This is a genomic window from Saprospiraceae bacterium (genome assembly GCA_016713025.1).
Lineage (GTDB): Bacteria > Bacteroidota > Bacteroidia > Chitinophagales > Saprospiraceae > OLB9.
Genome location: JADJPZ010000003.1, coordinates 78,761 through 95,784 on the forward strand (window position 1 = coordinate 78,761; position 17,024 = coordinate 95,784).

Annotated in this window: 13 protein-coding genes; 6 read left to right on the forward strand and 7 right to left on the reverse strand. The window is 36.4% G+C overall.

What is annotated here, in order from left to right:
* Positions 1–1,461 (forward strand): hypothetical protein, encoded by a 1,461-nt coding sequence (locus IPK35_03430; GenBank protein MBK8052339.1) that lies wholly within the window; start codon positions 1–3, stop codon positions 1,459–1,461.
* A 280-nt stretch (positions 1,462–1,741) separates the two neighbouring features.
* On the opposite strand, the gene IPK35_03435 is transcribed toward IPK35_03430, so the two are convergent.
* Together IPK35_03435 and IPK35_03440 are read right to left on the reverse strand one after the other, a co-directional pair.
* Positions 1,742–5,641, reverse strand: a complete 3,900-nt coding sequence (locus tag IPK35_03435; protein MBK8052340.1) for a T9SS type A sorting domain-containing protein — start codon at positions 5,639–5,641, stop codon at positions 1,742–1,744.
* 31 nt (positions 5,642–5,672) lie between these two features.
* Positions 5,673–6,950 (reverse strand): hypothetical protein, encoded by a 1,278-nt coding sequence (locus tag IPK35_03440; protein MBK8052341.1) that lies wholly within the window; start codon positions 6,948–6,950, stop codon positions 5,673–5,675.
* A 151-nt stretch (positions 6,951–7,101) separates the two neighbouring features.
* Here IPK35_03440 and IPK35_03445 point away from each other — a divergent pair, with 151 nt between their 5' ends.
* The 3 genes from IPK35_03445 (at position 7,102) to IPK35_03455 (ending at position 8,969) form a co-directional block, all read left to right on the forward strand.
* On the forward strand, positions 7,102–7,656 hold the full coding sequence (locus IPK35_03445; GenBank protein ID MBK8052342.1) for a sigma-70 family RNA polymerase sigma factor: 555 nt from the start codon (positions 7,102–7,104) through the stop codon (positions 7,654–7,656).
* Entirely contained in the window at positions 7,653–8,288 is a 636-nt protein-coding gene (locus IPK35_03450) for a hypothetical protein (protein MBK8052343.1), read from the forward strand. Before IPK35_03445 ends, IPK35_03450 begins: the two co-directional genes overlap by 4 nt.
* Positions 8,289–8,471: 183 nt before the next feature.
* Positions 8,472–8,969: a hypothetical protein gene (locus IPK35_03455; protein ID MBK8052344.1), complete on the forward strand. Its 498-nt coding sequence runs from the start codon at positions 8,472–8,474 to the stop codon at positions 8,967–8,969.
* A gap of 6 nt (positions 8,970–8,975) precedes the next feature.
* Here IPK35_03455 and IPK35_03460 read toward each other — a convergent pair whose 3' ends face one another.
* The 5 genes from IPK35_03460 to IPK35_03480 form a co-directional block, all read right to left on the reverse strand.
* Positions 8,976–9,533, reverse strand: a complete 558-nt coding sequence (locus IPK35_03460; protein ID MBK8052345.1) for a CHAT domain-containing protein — start codon at positions 9,531–9,533, stop codon at positions 8,976–8,978.
* The gene (locus IPK35_03465; GenBank protein ID MBK8052346.1) at positions 9,530–11,584 is read right to left on the reverse strand and encodes a hypothetical protein; all 2,055 of its coding nucleotides are present in this window, start codon (positions 11,582–11,584) and stop codon (positions 9,530–9,532) included. The genes IPK35_03460 and IPK35_03465 overlap by 4 nt, the downstream gene beginning before the upstream one ends.
* Before the next feature lie 38 nt (positions 11,585–11,622).
* Positions 11,623–12,342, reverse strand: a complete 720-nt coding sequence (locus IPK35_03470; protein MBK8052347.1) for a hypothetical protein — start codon at positions 12,340–12,342, stop codon at positions 11,623–11,625.
* Between the two features lie 188 nt (positions 12,343–12,530).
* The gene (locus IPK35_03475; GenBank protein MBK8052348.1) at positions 12,531–13,229 is read right to left on the reverse strand and encodes a sulfite exporter TauE/SafE family protein; all 699 of its coding nucleotides are present in this window, start codon (positions 13,227–13,229) and stop codon (positions 12,531–12,533) included.
* A gap of 389 nt (positions 13,230–13,618) precedes the next feature.
* Positions 13,619–13,909: a hypothetical protein gene (locus IPK35_03480; GenBank protein MBK8052349.1), complete on the reverse strand. Its 291-nt coding sequence runs from the start codon at positions 13,907–13,909 to the stop codon at positions 13,619–13,621.
* A gap of 492 nt (positions 13,910–14,401) precedes the next feature.
* Between IPK35_03480 and IPK35_03485 the strand changes: the two genes are divergently transcribed.
* Together IPK35_03485 and IPK35_03490 are read left to right on the forward strand one after the other, a co-directional pair.
* Positions 14,402–16,159 (forward strand): peptide MFS transporter, encoded by a 1,758-nt coding sequence (locus IPK35_03485; GenBank protein MBK8052350.1) that lies wholly within the window; start codon positions 14,402–14,404, stop codon positions 16,157–16,159.
* A 241-nt stretch (positions 16,160–16,400) separates the two neighbouring features.
* Positions 16,401–16,850, forward strand: coding sequence for an Rrf2 family transcriptional regulator (locus tag IPK35_03490; protein MBK8052351.1), 450 nt, complete (start codon positions 16,401–16,403; stop codon positions 16,848–16,850).
* The last annotated feature ends 174 nt before the right edge of the window (positions 16,851–17,024 follow it).

The window sequence follows — 17,024 nt, forward strand, 5'->3', positions numbered from 1 at the left end:
GTGATAGAACAAAATGTTAAATTTCATGATAAGTTTTCAGTAGAACTAAAACTGGGATTTATAGCCCGAAAAAAGGTATTAAAAAATAATTTTACGCTTAACTTGTGGATGTTTATCCCGGAGAGTCTCGATATCAACAGATTTACCTACTCAAAAGAAGACTTTTATACTGATATCAAGTCCAATATCAGACTCATCACTCCCGTATTTCTATTGAGAGATATAGCTGAAAGAAAATGTCCCGTTTTTGAAAACCTTGAAACATCTTTTCAGCAGCTTGCTTCAGAACCCACTCGATCACACAGAGCAGAATACGAATATCAGATTAAAATGTTCTTGTCAGTGCTCAAAAGTTCTCTGCGAAGTGAAATAAATCACATATCCAATTGCAAGGAGGAAGATTTGGAATATTTGACTGCACACTTTCTTGACTATCTGCGTGGTATCACCGCGCAATACCGGTCATTGTATTTTATCATAAATGTGCCTACTATCACAAGTGAATTGATGGAATATTTCAATTACGGGGATGAATTTATGAGCAATCTGGCAGAGTCCAACACTTTTATACTGCTTAGAAATGTAAAAGGTAAGCACTACATAAAGTTTGATGATTTAAAAAATAGTTTGCTTACATACGTCGAAGAAGAGATAGAGTATAAAAAATCAAAAAACTTTCTGATAGTAGATCGGGACAATAAAAAGGAGAACACAGGCATTGTCTTCAGACTCGGGGTGCTCAAAAAATATATGGAAAGCCACTTATTTCTCAATACAGACAAACAAAAAGATGGTATCATTGCCGAACAATTATTGCTGAGTCTAGCCGCAGGTATTTCTATGGTTTTTGCTACTTTTATAGCTTTCTCCGTACAGCAGAAATATGGAAATCTTACCATGCCGCTGTTTGTGGCGTTAGTTGTCAGTTATATGCTCAAGGATCGTATCAAGGAGTATGGACGATACTATTTGGCTCACAAAATGAGTACCCGATATTTTGATCATAAGATCAGTATGAGTGTAAGTGAACGTGAAGTAGGCTGGGTAAAAGAAAGTATGGATTTTATAGATTACGGAAAGATACCGATAGCTGTACAGGAGTGCAGACAAAAATTCTCAATACTCCAGAGTATATCCAGAAAGAGCAGTGAAAAAGCTATCCTGTACAGAACACAAATGTTTATAGACCGCAATAACCTTGACGATAGCAGCAAGTATCATATCACTGGTATCAACTCGATCATAAGGTTCAACTTTACCACTTTCCTCAAAAATATGGACAATCCTGAATTTCCTATGTTTTATCCTGATAAAGAAGAAGGTTTCTTGATGGTCAAAGGACTAAAATTGTATTATATAAACCTGGTCATGGAGAAAATCTGCGAAGATCAAAATGAACTGGTCAAGTATCGTATTGCCATCAATAGGAAAGGTATTCATTCGATTGAGAAGGTGATATGAAGTTGTTTAAAATCATTGAGGTGACAACCTTAAATATCCGTACCATTTTTTCAGGTTAATCTTAAATTTTCGTACTAATCATTCAGGTAGAAGGTCTTGTTTTGAAAAATGTATCAGACAAAGATCATTTGCATGTGATGTAAATTAAGCTATGTAATAATTAATTTTTGATGGCTAATACATTTCCTATTATTGGCATGAATATGCCAGAAATTCCAAAAAAGAAAGGTGGCAAATCACCACCTTTCTTACAATCAAAACTTTTTTTGTACTTTTTTCCCTATTTAACAATGATGACTTTCCTTACAAAAGGAACATGGGACGCATGGCCTTTCAGCTGGTAGATTCCCGGCAGCAGGTGCGAAGCATCTAGCGAGTTACCTTTTAGCTCAGGAACGAATAGCATCAGTTTTCCATCAAGACTTCTGATTTCCAGATTTTTTAAGTCCTGCCCATCTGAATTAAATAAAATGATTCCGTTTGTCGGGTTGGGGAAGATGCTTACACTTTTGGCATAATATTGATCAATTGCAGAGGATGGCACCGCAATAGAAATAGTTCCTGAATTTATCTTAACAGGTGTATCTGATCCGTTTACATCCAGAAATTTTGCATTTTTGGGTGTGATACTATTTTGTATAGAGGCAGTATTATTATTAGCACCTAATATTTTGAATCGGAGTTTGTACACTACGCTGTTGTCTGTCAAAGTATTTCCTTTACTAAAATCGTCTGTTTCCCATATGAAGCCCAACTTACCGGAAGACAGTAAGGTTTGATCAAGACTCGTAGTGCCTTTTATGACTATATCATCACCAGATGGAACACTTAAAAGCTGAAGCTTGTCTGTCGGCCATTGAAGTGAAAACTGCATCACAGCCCCTTTGCTGAAATTTTTACAATTGACTTCAACAGTAATATTACTTCCTGAAGCAGCTGTCAATCCCTGAATATTCAATTCCATATCTGAAGCGCTCCTGTTTTGTGTAAAAATACCATTAAACTGCACAGCACTATGATCAAGATCGCCATATTTTACCCCGATAAAATCCTGATTGACTTTGTTTTCTGTCAGTGGATTATAACTCAGAGCATCAGGAATGGTACCTGCCAATGGATTGCCGGTCGTCGGGAAACTGTAAGATTTTGGAACAAATCGCCATGTATTTACTTTGTCGGGTAATTCTGTTATTAAGCCTTGCATAATTCTACGGAGAATAAACAAATCAGAAATGTCGATAACTTTATCACGATTCAAATCAGCTGCCAGATAAGTATAAGGGTTATTGAAAAGATTTAACCCTTGCATATGTCGTCTGAGTAAAAACAAATCTGAAATATCAATACCTCTGGAGACGGTTTCATTATGGCTTGGAGACATGGTGTAGGTCTGTTCGTTCAATATATCATCAAATTTAAAACTGCCATTTGCAGTGGATTTAGATATTTTTATTTCTTGGTTCTGATTTTTTATGTTCACTTCAATATTCTCTAAAGGCACATTGGATGATTTAGAAACAGTTCCATTAATATTGGATGTTACTACTTTTATACAGACTTCCCCAGCTGTAACATTTATGTTGAATTTTGAACCGGTGTTATCCAGAATAAAAATTTCACCTTCAAAAACTAAACTTGTCTTAGTGTTTATTTCACCATTAAGTCTTACATTCAGATTGAATAAGATAGCATCATCAGGTAAAGTTTTAGCTACATCAGCATATGTCAGCACTAATTTCTTATTAACCACCGCAAAATCAATCGATGAAAGTCCGGAGTTCGGATGGATATTACTGACACCGGTTATTTCTGCTATTTCGTTATTTCCTGAAGCAATCTTGAATTGTAAACCTGCCACATCAGAATAAGACTTTACTCGTACCGGAACTTTTAATTCTGATCCTTTTCCACCGCAAGATTGCTTATCTATCGAAACAATAGTTGAGACCGTTTTACAAACGTCAGCTTGTTGTTGGGGTTTATCACTATATAAACCCTTATTGTAAAAATTGTCCCAGTCATAGATGATATCCATCCAGTTTGTGAGGTATTTTGTTGACCTGATTCCGGAAATATTGACTTCTTTTTTCGCTTCACCATATTGTAAATTATCTATTTTGAGCTTATTTCTTTTGAACATAAAATGGCCTTGATGATCGCAGGAATGGGAACATATTTCAAAATCATAACCTGTATCTACAACAGACCTGGTACTGGGACGATTATCAACAATCTGATTGCCATATCCGGGCATACTTTGCATCCAGGCCACATACCAGAATGCTTCAGCATGTATGTAAATGTGATCCAGTGATTTGCCAAATCTATCTTGATACACGTCTTTAATCCATTTGTAATTAACTTTTTCCCAGGTTTCTTTATTAACCGGAGTTTTGGTGCCTCCTTCAGGCTTCCAATCCATGATATCACTTTCGATTAATCTTGTGTTTTGATAATCGTAATCACTGACTGCATTAGGCGGATGATGGGTATCTCCGCTTCTGCCTAATGGTCGTTCATTATTGGGTCCAACGCCAACAAAATTTTTCCAAAAGAAATTGGTATTGCCATCCTGCAGCCAATTGGCGTGAGTCAACATTGCTTCGATCTGGTGACCATGGTTATGAACAGCTTCGTTGCCTACACGAGAATAGTTATATCCATACCAAACATAAGTGTGGTTATATACAGGTAAATCATCGTTGTACCTAAAACTATTAGATACATCACCGGTTTTGGGACTTGACATATTTGATTCAGGAAAATTGATTGAAAAATTACCCACCTGAAATACCCAAAACTCTTTTACACCAAGGTTATTTACATAGTTTGACCCGTTTATTCTATCCATGGCATTGACTTGCTCTATAAAATACTTGTATTGGCCGCCATCAATTATATTCCTATTTCGAGGTATCGGTTCATAAATAAAAATGATATCAATCACTTTGTAACCAATGTAGGGATTTGCATTCGGGTTTTTATAGCCCCTAAACTTACTGCCCTCTTCAAGCATAAACTTGGCATCTTTTGCAATACCAATGATTCTTTTTTTTGTATCAGCCACTAATGTAAGATCCTCAAGAAACCATTGATCTACTTCTGTTTTGTCAAGATAAATGCCATCTTTTGTTGGAATATATGCCACCATCACAACAGGTATGAGTTTCTTATGACAGGATGCAGGAGTTAAGAGGAAGTTATCAATTTCCGAAAGTTTTTCCATTTCCTTGAATGGTTTAAGGACATTAACCTTGATTTTTACTTCAATATTTTGATATTTCCCTTTCAGAAAAGTTGTTCCGTAGTTTACTGTCTCCAAATCGCCATTGATGAGTTTGGCAACTGTAGTATCTTCAACTGTCCAGGATAATAATACATTAGGGATTTCTATCTGCTTACCATCGACTGTAGAAATCAATTTTGGAGTTTTCCACCAGTCGGCCCTATTCATATACACTTTCCAGGTCTTGAAAAGGTCAATAGATGTGGTGTCTGTTAATTGCAGATTGGTAATAGCAATATTATTTCCTTTTAAAAAATTTTCATAGATTTCATCTGCACCTCTGGCTATATTACTAATCCTGAGTTCATCGATTCGTCCTATTAGCTGATCATTTGGAATGTGACTTGAACCAATATTGAAATGAGGTGATTTAACCACTGGAAGACTATATCCCACGTTAGTTGAAGTAATAAGCAGGCCATTTTTATATAATTTTAAAGTATTGCTATCCCATGTAAATGCAAGGTGATACCACGTATTTGTTTCGTAAATATTATTGACAGTAACTGTTCTGGTCAAACCAGGTACACCAATATTAATATCCATAACCGTCCATGTACCTACACCTATGCGCAACCCGCCATCCACAGCCATTCCTAAAGCTGTGCCAGGGCCCTCAGGCCGTATCCAAAATTCATAAGTGCCTTGCTGACTATTAAAATTCCTTGTCGTATCAAACCTTAAAGTCGTGTTGTTACTGATATAAAGGGCCTGACCATGTATCCCTGTTTGATACGAGAGATTTTGCGATTGGATGGGAAGTTCGCCGTCCGCTCCCGTAACATTGTTATTAAAATTGAGCAAAAGCAAAGTATTGGCATCTTTTATGAGTGGTTGTGTGAAAGCTGATAAGTTAAGGAAAGTAATAAGGATGAAAAGTAAAAGGTGTTTCATGGCTCTTTTGTTTCAATTGATTAATAATTGGTTATCGAAAATTAGCTTGGAGTCCTGCTTTAATCATAGGTCGTACAAAGTCTTTTTGAGTATTGAATCTATCAAAACTGTCATTGAGGAATATAAAATTTAAGTCCACAAACAAGCCAAGCCCACCAATCGGTGAATGATCTGTTTTTAAAAACATTCTAATACCTAGATCATTAAATACTTGATTGTAGCCAGGAATATTAAAATTTGATCTGTAAGATTCTACATTTGTAAAAGGCTTAATCCAATTGAAATTATAGTATGTACTTAAGACATCTTTAAAGATAAAATATTCTAACCCAAACCTAGTCTGCAACCTGAAAAAGTTTAACTGCTTGTCGTTGTCTAAGTCATAAGTACTTTTTTCATGGGCGTGTATAGCATAATGTAGCCAAAATTTTCCCTGATATTTATTTTGAAATGTTGTGTTCAAACTGATATAACCAGTTCCATAAAACCCATACTTGCTGAATTCAGGTATGATAATTGAATTGACTGAAAGGGTATCTCCTTGCCCGTTACCAATGTACGCACCGATTGAATGAACCCCTTTATTATTTATCTGAGCGCTACCCAATAAGGTAACAGAAGGTTTTACTTGTTCAATGATATCGAATATTTGTGGGAGCGCTGAGATGCCTGCCTTTTTTTTTAAATCTTCATTTTTCTTATCATTTAATTTTTTTTCAGCATCATTGAGTTCAGCAATATTTGCTTTTAATCTTTGTTGTCTTGTATTAAAATTTGAAATTAGCTTTTGTACAATTGTATTGAGATTGGGGTTAGAAAACTCCAAATCTTTTAGTTGGCTAAGATCTCTTATCGCACCATTTAATTCACTGTCAAATTTATTCTTTAATAAATATGCACTTCTTAAATTTGCAGCTTCGCCATCTTTTAATGTACTTTTTAAATTAAATTCAAAAACTTGTAAGTTAATGATGGAACTCCTTATACTATCAATCTGCTTGGTTATTCTTTCAATCATTTTTGGTTTATCCTGACTGAAAAATATTCCACTGCTGATATAATTAACCAAAGAATCCCTGGCACTACTCGAGGAAGGACTAGCATTATGATATTTCGAAACAGTATCAATTTGACAAGTAAATTTTGGACAACTGTCAATGGAATCTAACGTTTGGTGAACCAATTTTATAACATTAAACTCACCGGTTTGAGCTGGTTGTGATTTACCTGTTTGAACTTTCAATGAGCATAATAATAAGATCAGAAATATAACTTTGAATAAATTTAGGGTTTGCATTCTCGTTTTCATTGAAATAAAATTTAGATTATACTCCTTTATTGGAAGATCTATCAAAAGGTAACCTCCTCCACACCAAGAATTTTTTTTCTCAAAAAATAATATTCCAATTTTATTTTATATCACAATTATATATCTTCACCCTGTCAAACCCCAAACCATCGTGCAGGATTGGATCGAAAAAATCAAAACAAACGAAAACGCAGCACTTAAGGAGATATATACCTTGTGCAGGGAGGAGTGTTTGATGTGGCTACGCAAAGACTTTGGCTGCAGTGATGAGGATGCTTTGGACATTTTTCAGGTGGCGGTGATGATATTGTATGACAATGTGATGACAGGCAAACTGTCGGTACTCACTTCCAATATTAAGACATATGTCTTCAGCATCGCCAGAAACAAAATATTGGAGTTGCAGCGGAGCCGGAAGAAGTACTCACGGGATGATGCCGTATCTATAGCTTCATCCTATGTCGTTGATGCAGAGCCCGATATGACCGAAGAGCAGTTGCTCATCAGCACCCGCTCGATCGACGAACTCGGCGACCCATGCAAAACTGTCCTGATACAATACTACATCCATGACAAAAGTATGGATGAAATCACCGCCTTGATGGGTTACAAAAACACAGACACCACCAAAAATCAAAAATACAAGTGCCTCAAAAGGTTACAAAACATCTATTTTGGTCATATACAAAAAAGTCTTGAATATTGAGAAGCGCACAGGAAGATATCACATTGCTGGATGATTACATCAAAGGACGTCTGGATGATGAAGCCAAATCAGCTTTGGAGTTGCGTCTGGCAGCTGATCCGGACCTGCTTGCAGACCTGTCAGACCTGAAAGTGCTGCAGCAGGGAATGCGGGTAAAAGCTTTGGCCGGTAAACTGGAGATGATGAGGGGATGGGAGGAGGAAGGAGTCGGAAAAGGTAGCGGGAACTGGAAAAAATGGATGATCATCATATTTTTTATGGCTGCATTGGGTTACCTTTTGTACGATGTTGCATTAAAACCAAAGAATGGAATACCGGATGCGTACCAATCTTTGTACGCAACACAATTTGACAGCAAACTGATACTTCACTCGACAAAAAGGTCAGCAGGACAACAGGATGTACTCACTCCCGTCCAAAGAAGAGCGTATGAGATGTACAGCATTCAGTTGTTTGATGATGCGATACCATTGCTGACAGACTTATGGGAGACAAAAAAAGACACGTTGGCTCTCTTTTATCTCGGAGTCAGTCAGGTGGGTGCAGGTCATACTTCCGAAGGTTTGGAAATATTAAAAAAACAAGAATTAAGAACCTATTCAGAACAAACAAATTTATTTTTTAACCACTAAAATCAGAATGAAAATGAAAAAATTAGGAATTTTTGCTTTATTTTCTATTATTTTATTAAATTATTCATGTAAAGATTGTAAACATCGAATAAAAACTGAAAAGGGTATAATTACTCCATATATAAACCCCTCCAGAGTATTACCTTCAACCTTTAAAGAAGTACTTTTCAATAATCAGTTAGTATGCCGTTTGATAGTAATTTAATTAGGTCAAAACCTGGTGTTAAAATAGAAGTATATAAATTTTATGCGTCGTTTCCAACTGGAACTTTTGATAATCAAAAGGATACGATTGAAGGTTGGTTTATAGAAGCGGTTAATACAAAAACAACAATACCTCCTCCAGATTCTGTATTCTCTGCATTAGGAGACTATGGTTGTATACCAACGTTTATTGTCAGTAATGGCAGTTTATTAAGAACAAAGTATGGCTCAATACCATTGATTGTTGCAGTGCACCCTCAATCACCAACTAATGAGCCAATTCAACCAACCTTGGAGCTTTTTCCTATTGAAAACGATGATTATATAAAGCTCAATGATTTAATAGTCAATAATCCTAAAATTAAATATGAAGGGGGATTAGATGACCCACCTTCAATCAAAAAGATGATAGTATACAAAAATAGAACTGAAAAGGCTTTATGTATTAATATTGAGCAATCTGGATGTCCCAAATAATTTGACTTAATCCTCCACATCCCAATAATTAAATACAACATCCGTCGCGCCGTTGATCATAAAATAGCGGGGAAGGGAAAACAAACCTTCCCCTTTCACATAGGATCCAAGCCCCGACTGACAGGCGGATAGCACTATTTTTTTACATCTGCTTTTGTATCGGAGCAATTCATAGCCGTACAAGCTGTCCAGACCACCCTCCGATGTTCTGAAATACAATTTAACATCGTCCTTTTCCGCACTGTTGGCGATGCCATGCAGCGCAAGATGAATGTATTGCACACTTGTATCCAGATAGGCTTGAAGAAAGTTTGCCTTTGTGGCCGTTGTTCCTGCATAGATGTCTGTGTCAGGGTATTTTGATTTCAAAGCAGTGGTTTCTTTGTAGGTACCTGGCAACTCGATGAGACGGGTTCTGTATTTTGACCTGATAGTGTTTGGATCGGAAAAGGCAAAAAGGGCAGTTTTACCATTTTTGATTTCTTCGGGAAGGAAGTCCTTCAATAACCTTATGGCCGGTAAGTGAATGATTTTATTGACTGGTCGTTCCAAAACTGCATTCAATGGAAATCTATGAAAAATACCATCCGCAATATAAAAATCGTGTTTTGAAGCTTTGACTTAACAGTTGATGGTATTAGAGATGTGATTTTTTTATTACTGATTTTACCTTCTGAGCTCTGCAATGCGGCAATCAAACTATCTACTATTTTGAATGATTGGGGTTCCAATTTCTGCCTATCTACCCATACTTCATCCTTATTGATGACTGTAAAATACCAGAGTTCTTTCGTTTCGTCTATACTTAGGATACATTGATTTTTTTTAAGCGAAGTTTTGATGTCACTGATATCTAGTTTTTCTGTAACTAATCCGTGGGTAATAAATTTTTTATTGATTTTTCCTATTTCATCCTCAAGATCATAATATTCGTCCATCAGAGTATTAAATCTTGCATTATCCCGCAATCCTTTTCTTCTTTCTTCCTTAATGGATGACCTTAGTGATATTTCCTCTTTCAAAATTTTTTCCGCAATATTGACTTGGCTTTGTGCCATTTGTTTGTCACGATAGAGTAAACTATTTTTATGCTTGTCACTATAATGTACAAATGCATGAAGGAAAGTTGTATCATTTGTTTGTTTCCACAATGTATAATTAACATCCATACCTAGTTCAAAATACTTTTGACCGCTCTCGAGATAAAACTGCAGGATGGCATTTTCATCCATCACTTTAAATTGTGCATAAATGACTTCATCCAGCCTGTTCAGAATTTTTTTTGATTTTTGTAAATCTTCTTTGCTTTGTCTGGATTTGTATTTAGCATGATATATTTCTGCACTTCTGAGTACAGCCACAAAAGGATAGGTTCTTTGGATGTTTAAATACTCCAAAAGTGCAGCGTCAGAATATTTTTCAATACCTATATTTTTAGCTATATAGTTCAATGCCTCATCATAATTTTCTGAATTTTCATCACATTGTGAAAGTAAAAAACAAAGGGTGGAAAACCGTGCAGAATGTTTGTGACCCTTTTTAAGTTCAGTATTTAAAGCAAGTTTCAGGAACGGTATAGCCTTCTCGTATTTTCCCTGAGAAGTATAATATTGCCCATACCACCGGTTCATTTCTACATAATCATTTCCTGAAAGCCGGATATTCTGATTGATTTTATCAGCTGTCGCATGCCAAAGTGAATCTTGTCCCCGAAGCATGTAGATAACTAAATAAGACTTCATCAAATTTTGATATAATTCCGGGTTCCTGTCGGGTCTGATCAATGAAAGTCCGTTTTGAATATCTTCCTCGGTGCCTTTAAAATCTCCTTCACGAAACATCATAAACGCTCGGTTGGCAAAAGCTCTTGCCATATCAGCACTATCAGCAGATGGCAGATATCTTTCAAAATCAAACATAGCATTGGCATGTCGGATAGCCAGCAGGTTTTTTCTCTTATAAGTGCAAAAGCCACAAATCTTTTTAACGCATTCCTGATATTCAGGAGTAATGACTTTTTTATCTTCAAAAGCATTTTTCGCAAGCATGATATAGTGCCACGCAGAGTCCAGATCGTTTTTCCGTTCATCAAAATATTTTGCCATTGTAAAAGCAGCTTTTCCTTTGTAATATGCAGGGATATCTGCATTTAAAATCCTTCTGAGTGTATTCAACTGCGAAAGGTTTCTTCCTGTCTTGAGTTCAAATTCTGATAATTCGACCCAAAGAAGAAAAAAATTATCCTTGCCATAACTTGTTGTCAATTCCTGATATATCGCATTTGTCCTTGAAGTATCTTTACTTAAATTGAGTATTTTAGCCTTGACGTATAATTCTTTTACCTGATCAATATTTTTGCTATCCAAAATATCAAAATACAAAGCCAAAGCCAAATCATCCTGACCAATAAATTGTAACGAATCTGATGAAAATATTTCCTGATCATCATGAATTTCAGGAACCGCTGTCAAATCATGAATTGGATTTTTCTTGAAATTTTCAGTTGTACAACCTGTAACGGAAATAATAACAAACAGAATCACAATCAACCGAAAAGCTGGGTTGTTGTGCAATGTATTACACCAGAAATTATTATCGTGCTCCAGACTTATCAAAATACAAAATTAATTTAAACATTTAAAAACCGAAAATATCATTCTGATTGGCTCTTTGCCTTTTCCTTGAAGTGCTCTCTTTTTACACGTGGAGCTAAATCCCAGCTGCGATGGTATGATTTGTACGTATTTTTCCGGCCAAACATTTTGTCCAATTTAACATTCAGATTGTGTGCGTCCATATAATTGTTGATATACTTCAGTTCTTTCTCAAGTTCATTATCTATCTGACGGATGTGCGTGATCATATTGGGCTCAACTGTAAGCCTGAACCGCCATGGTTGAGAGAAAACATATTCTTTTTGTATCCTTTTGAATTGATGATAGTAAACATCTTTCAACTCAAAGCAAGCTCTCTCCTGATCAGTGAGTATCATTTTAGGATTTTTTGACCATTCATATTCTGTCAGATTTTTTAGAAATTGAGGCTTGTCCACATATACTCTTTTTCGCTTTCTTCTTTTTTTGGTTTGAAATTTTTCATCTGGATGATACTGAATGGTATTTATCTTATCCAGAATATTTTGATAAAAATGCTCTTTATCACCATGGGCTATGTCATTTTTTAAAACAAAATAGCGTTTATATCCTCTTTGGTAAGGTTGCTCTAATTCGATAAGTGGAAGATTAAGTATTTCATCCCAAAGTTCATTTCTTCTCCTGCTCAGTTTTATTAATTTTTTTTCAAAGGAATCTTTATTTTGCTTTCTTTGAAGACGACTATTATTGATGACTTCCTGCATGTTTAATTGATCCATTTTCCCTATTTTCCTTAGTAATTCTAACAAAAATACAGAATTCTGTTAAATAATATAATACAACCCTTGAAAATTTCAGTATTTTATACTGGTTTACAGATGACTTGGGGGTTTCAAACTTACAGCACTATTAAAAATTGCAAAATAAAATGAAGAAAAAGGATATATTTTCAATTTGACAGCCTTTATCAATGACACATCACCGGATTTTTCAGCGCTTCGAAGAAGTCAAGTTCAAGGGGAAGCTTGGACATAAAACCCCTGTAAATCAGATAGACACCCATGACTAAAGTGATGATAGGGTAAAGTCGCTTTAGTGATACACGTAGTTTTTGGCTTACAGCCTGATGACCTAATGTCACGCCCATCATAGCAGGAAAGGTGCCCAATCCAAAAAAAAGCATGAATCCCATACTACCCCAGATATTGCTCAAAGAAATGGCTCCGGCGATGGCGATATATACCAGTCCGCAAGGCAAGAAACCATTGACCACACCCAGATATAGGGAAGGCACATGTGCACTCTTGCGAAGCATGCCGAACAAACGTTGACTTACAGACTGATAAAAACGGTGGAGTGTCGGCAAACCGGAGATAAGCTGGTCTGGATTAACAGAAAAGATGAAAAATAACACCATAATCACTCCTAAAACAACTGAAACAACTCTCTGAGCACCACCTAAAGCTACTGCACTACCTAAAAGTCCAAACAGCAGCCCAAGACTGATGTATCCGATAGTACGCCCTGCATTATATTGCAATGACCCAAAAAATGCAGGAAACCCTTCATTTTTTTTGCTGGTATGTACTGCCAAAGCCAATGGACCACACATGCCGATACAGTGCAGACTACCAAAAAAACCGAGTGTGAATGCTATCCAATACACAAATAAGTGTGTTTGATTATAAGAGTATTTTTAAACTTTTATCATTTGTCTCCTAGTGGCAAATTTAATTTTGTCCAGCGTTATATTTTTTGCCGTAGCTTCCGGCAGATTCAGTATGCGCTGCGAGCCGTTGTTCGCAGTTCACTCATTATTGAGTAAAGTATTTTACTCAATACTCGTCAAAGACGAGACCATTCAATCATCTTGTCCAAAAATAAATTTTCTCACTTTCGCTCAAACATAAAAATTTAAACATACTCTGAAATGATAACAGAGAGAAATCAATTTGGGTTGTGTCCTTTGTCAAATATTTAAAATAAACGCGACGATTGCATTAAGGGTAATAACGTAATCATTTGAAAGAGCGACCTGATATCTAAAGCTTTTGTTTACAATACAAACAAATAAATCAGTAATACAATTATTATAAAAAATGTAACGACAGTTTTAATCCATACACCTCTATAATATGCCCGCATTTCTAATAAAGTATTTTGATGCATAATTTCTAACTCGGCAGGTGTTTTTGTTTGATCTATATTGGTTTCTGAACTGAACGCTGATTCCTTTGAGTGGATTTTGATATGCTTATTTTTGAATCTTTCCCGATTCTGAAGCTGCATGGCTCTGTTGGCTGCCTGCCTTTTTAGCATATCAAAAACATGTCCTGCAAAGCTCATTTTTTGCTTTTTATTTATAGAAAAACAATTCATTCAAAGTTTAAGTTCCTGAAAAAGAAGTGTGTATAGCAAAATTGAAGCTAATGCATTCGTTAAAGAAAGTCATTGCTAACTTGTCCTTCGTAAGAAACAAGCCTATATGCAAAAAAATATATTTCAAAAACTGGGGTTTTCCATAATTAATAATCAAAGTGTTATGGTTAGTTAGATGGAATGGTATTTTTTTCAGTGTTCTTCTTAATAAACGGTAAAAAAGTGTTTGAATTGGGTGGGTCGTCTCAAGCGTAGCTTGACAAGCTCTTCAGGGAATGAGGGTAGCGAGGAAGAAAATATGAATTTATGGAGTTTGTTATACATACGAAAAAGATTTTATCATATTTTCTTTGACAATCTTTATTACATTTGCAATGTTAAAATCTGGCTATATATCCATTTATATATAAAAAGGCCGATCAACCCATTGTCAAACAACCATTAAATAACGTTTCATCTATGTCACCCAACACATCTTCAGGAGACTTTTTTAAGACCAATGTCCTGGGGCATCCGGCAGGTCTGTTTACCCTGTTTTTTACCGAAATGTGGGAACGGTTTTCGTTTTACGGTATGCGTGCTTTGCTCGTACTTTTTCTTACTTCCTCACTGCTGGACGAAGGTTGGGGCTGGCCCAGAGCCAATGCCCTGGCGCTGTATGGAACCTATACTTCCATGGTATATCTTACACCTATCATCGGAGGGATATTGGCTGATAAATTTCTGGGGCACAGACGAGCCATCATTATAGGTGCTACGCTGATGACACTTGGCCACGCATCTATGGCTATGGAAAGCCCGGTGTTTTTATATATGGGACTAGCTTTTCTGATTTTTGGCAATGGATTCTTTAAACCCAACATGACATCCATGGTGGCAAAACTGTACAAAGATCACCCGGAGAAAAAAGATGGTGCTTATACTATATTCTACATGGGAGTCAATTCAGGTGCTTTTCTGGGAATCATGCTGTGCGGATACATTGGCGAAAAAGTAGGCTTTTCCTGGGGTTTTGGTCTGGCAGGTATTTTTATGTTTTTCGGAATGCTGCAATTTTATTTGTCTCAAAAAATATTTGGAGATGTAGGCTTACCACCGGATAGAAATGCGGTGGCGGCTATATCCGGCTCTGCTGATGATATGTCTACAGAAGCCAATGGTGGGAAACTCAATCCTTTTACAACATTTGATCTGACATTAGTGGCGATTACAGCGATCGGTGCACTCACATGGATCATCAATGATCCTATGTCAAAAGTGTATGAATACAATCTTTTTGGCAATAGTTCTAATGCAGGTTATGTGATCCTGGGATGTTTATTGTTGTTTTTGTTTATACTTTTCAGCCGTATTTTCAGATATTCCACAGTCACCAGAGATCGGATGCTGGCCGTATTTATAATAGCTGTTTTCTATATGTTTTTCTGGGCGTCTTTTGAGCAGGCAGGTGGATCCATGACGATCTTTGCAAAGGATTATATGGACAGGTCTCTGGAGGGCAGCAGTGCTATGTTATTCAAGATATTTAATACCCTTCTGACCGTTGTTCCTTTACTTATTATTACTTACGTTTTGTGGAAACTATTCACCCAAACCTTTTCCAGATTTGCTGTGGCCAATATATTTTTAGGCACCAGTTTTGTCATCATCTGGGGCATTGTAGTATGGATGCTCATCAATGAATTTAATCAGACGAATACGGAGATTGCCGCTACCTGGTTTGGCATCCTCAACTCATTTTTTATCATAGCATTGGGGCCATTATTCTCTAAGATTTGGGAAAGCAAATACAACCCATCAGCCTCAGTAAAATACAGTATCGGACTTATGTTTCTTGGTATAGGTTTTCTGGCATTAGCTTACGGATCATCAGGCATTCCCTTAGGCGCAAAAACCGCTGCTGTAGGCATTATCTGGCTGGTGATTGCTTATTTATTTCATACGCTGGGTGAACTGTGCATCTCGCCAGTGGGTCTTTCATATGTCAGCAAACTGGTACCGGGTCGCATGATCGCGGTCACCTATGGTATATGGTATCTGGCCATAGCGGTAGGAAATAAAGTAGCCGGAACAATGGGTGGCATGATAGACAGTATTTCAGACGAGCATGGTATGTCCAATTTTTTCCTGATCTTTACATTTGTTCCTATGGCAGCGGGCGTCGTGATATTAGTATTGAGCCCGGTTTTAAAGAAACTGATGCATGGGGTGAGGTGATTTGTTATCAATCAAATATTTTCACCTAATGACAATAGTATCTCGATGCTCTTGTGATTGAAGGTCAATACAGCTTTATTATCGCAGGATCCGTCACCATAATTCCGGCATGCGTCAATTTTGTGGCGGACATCTTCGATGATTTTTTAGTGTTGTCGGTGATCCATTGACTAACTGTATAGCCACTTTAACACTGGATGAAAATAAATTGACTATATTTGCAATGAATATATCTTAGCCAATGCTTCCAAAAAAGACAAGATATGCTATAAAAGCGCTCATGGTACTTTACCCTACCTTTGAGAGTAAACGACCTATGCGTATATCTGACATTGCTGAAAATGAACATATCCCAAAAAAATTTCTCGAAGCCATACTTTTGGATATGCGCAAAATTGGTATTGTCAACAGTAAGATGGGGGCACATGGAGGTTATTATCTCTCCAAACATCCTGATGAAATTTTCCTTAGTCAGGTGATCAGATTTACAGGCGGCCCCATAGCATTGGTCCCATGTGTAAGTCTCAATTTTTATGAGAAGTGCGAAGAGTGTGCTGATGAAACTACCTGCGGCTTCAGAGATGTGATGCGGGAAGTGAGGGATGCAAGTCTGCATATCTTATCCAAAACCAGTCTTTCTGATCTGGTAAAAAGAGAAGAAAATTTGGAAAATCAAAAAAAGTCAGATTGAACTTCTGGTCATCTATTATTTAAAAGGCAGAGGTAAATTAGTATATAATCTACTAAATAGATAGAATATGTATAATAAAATGTTAAAATACTTGTACGATTCAAAAAATGGCCTTTTCTTTGCGTTAGATTCATTAAACCCATAGTTTTTATTTTTAATCTTTTTTAGAGATAT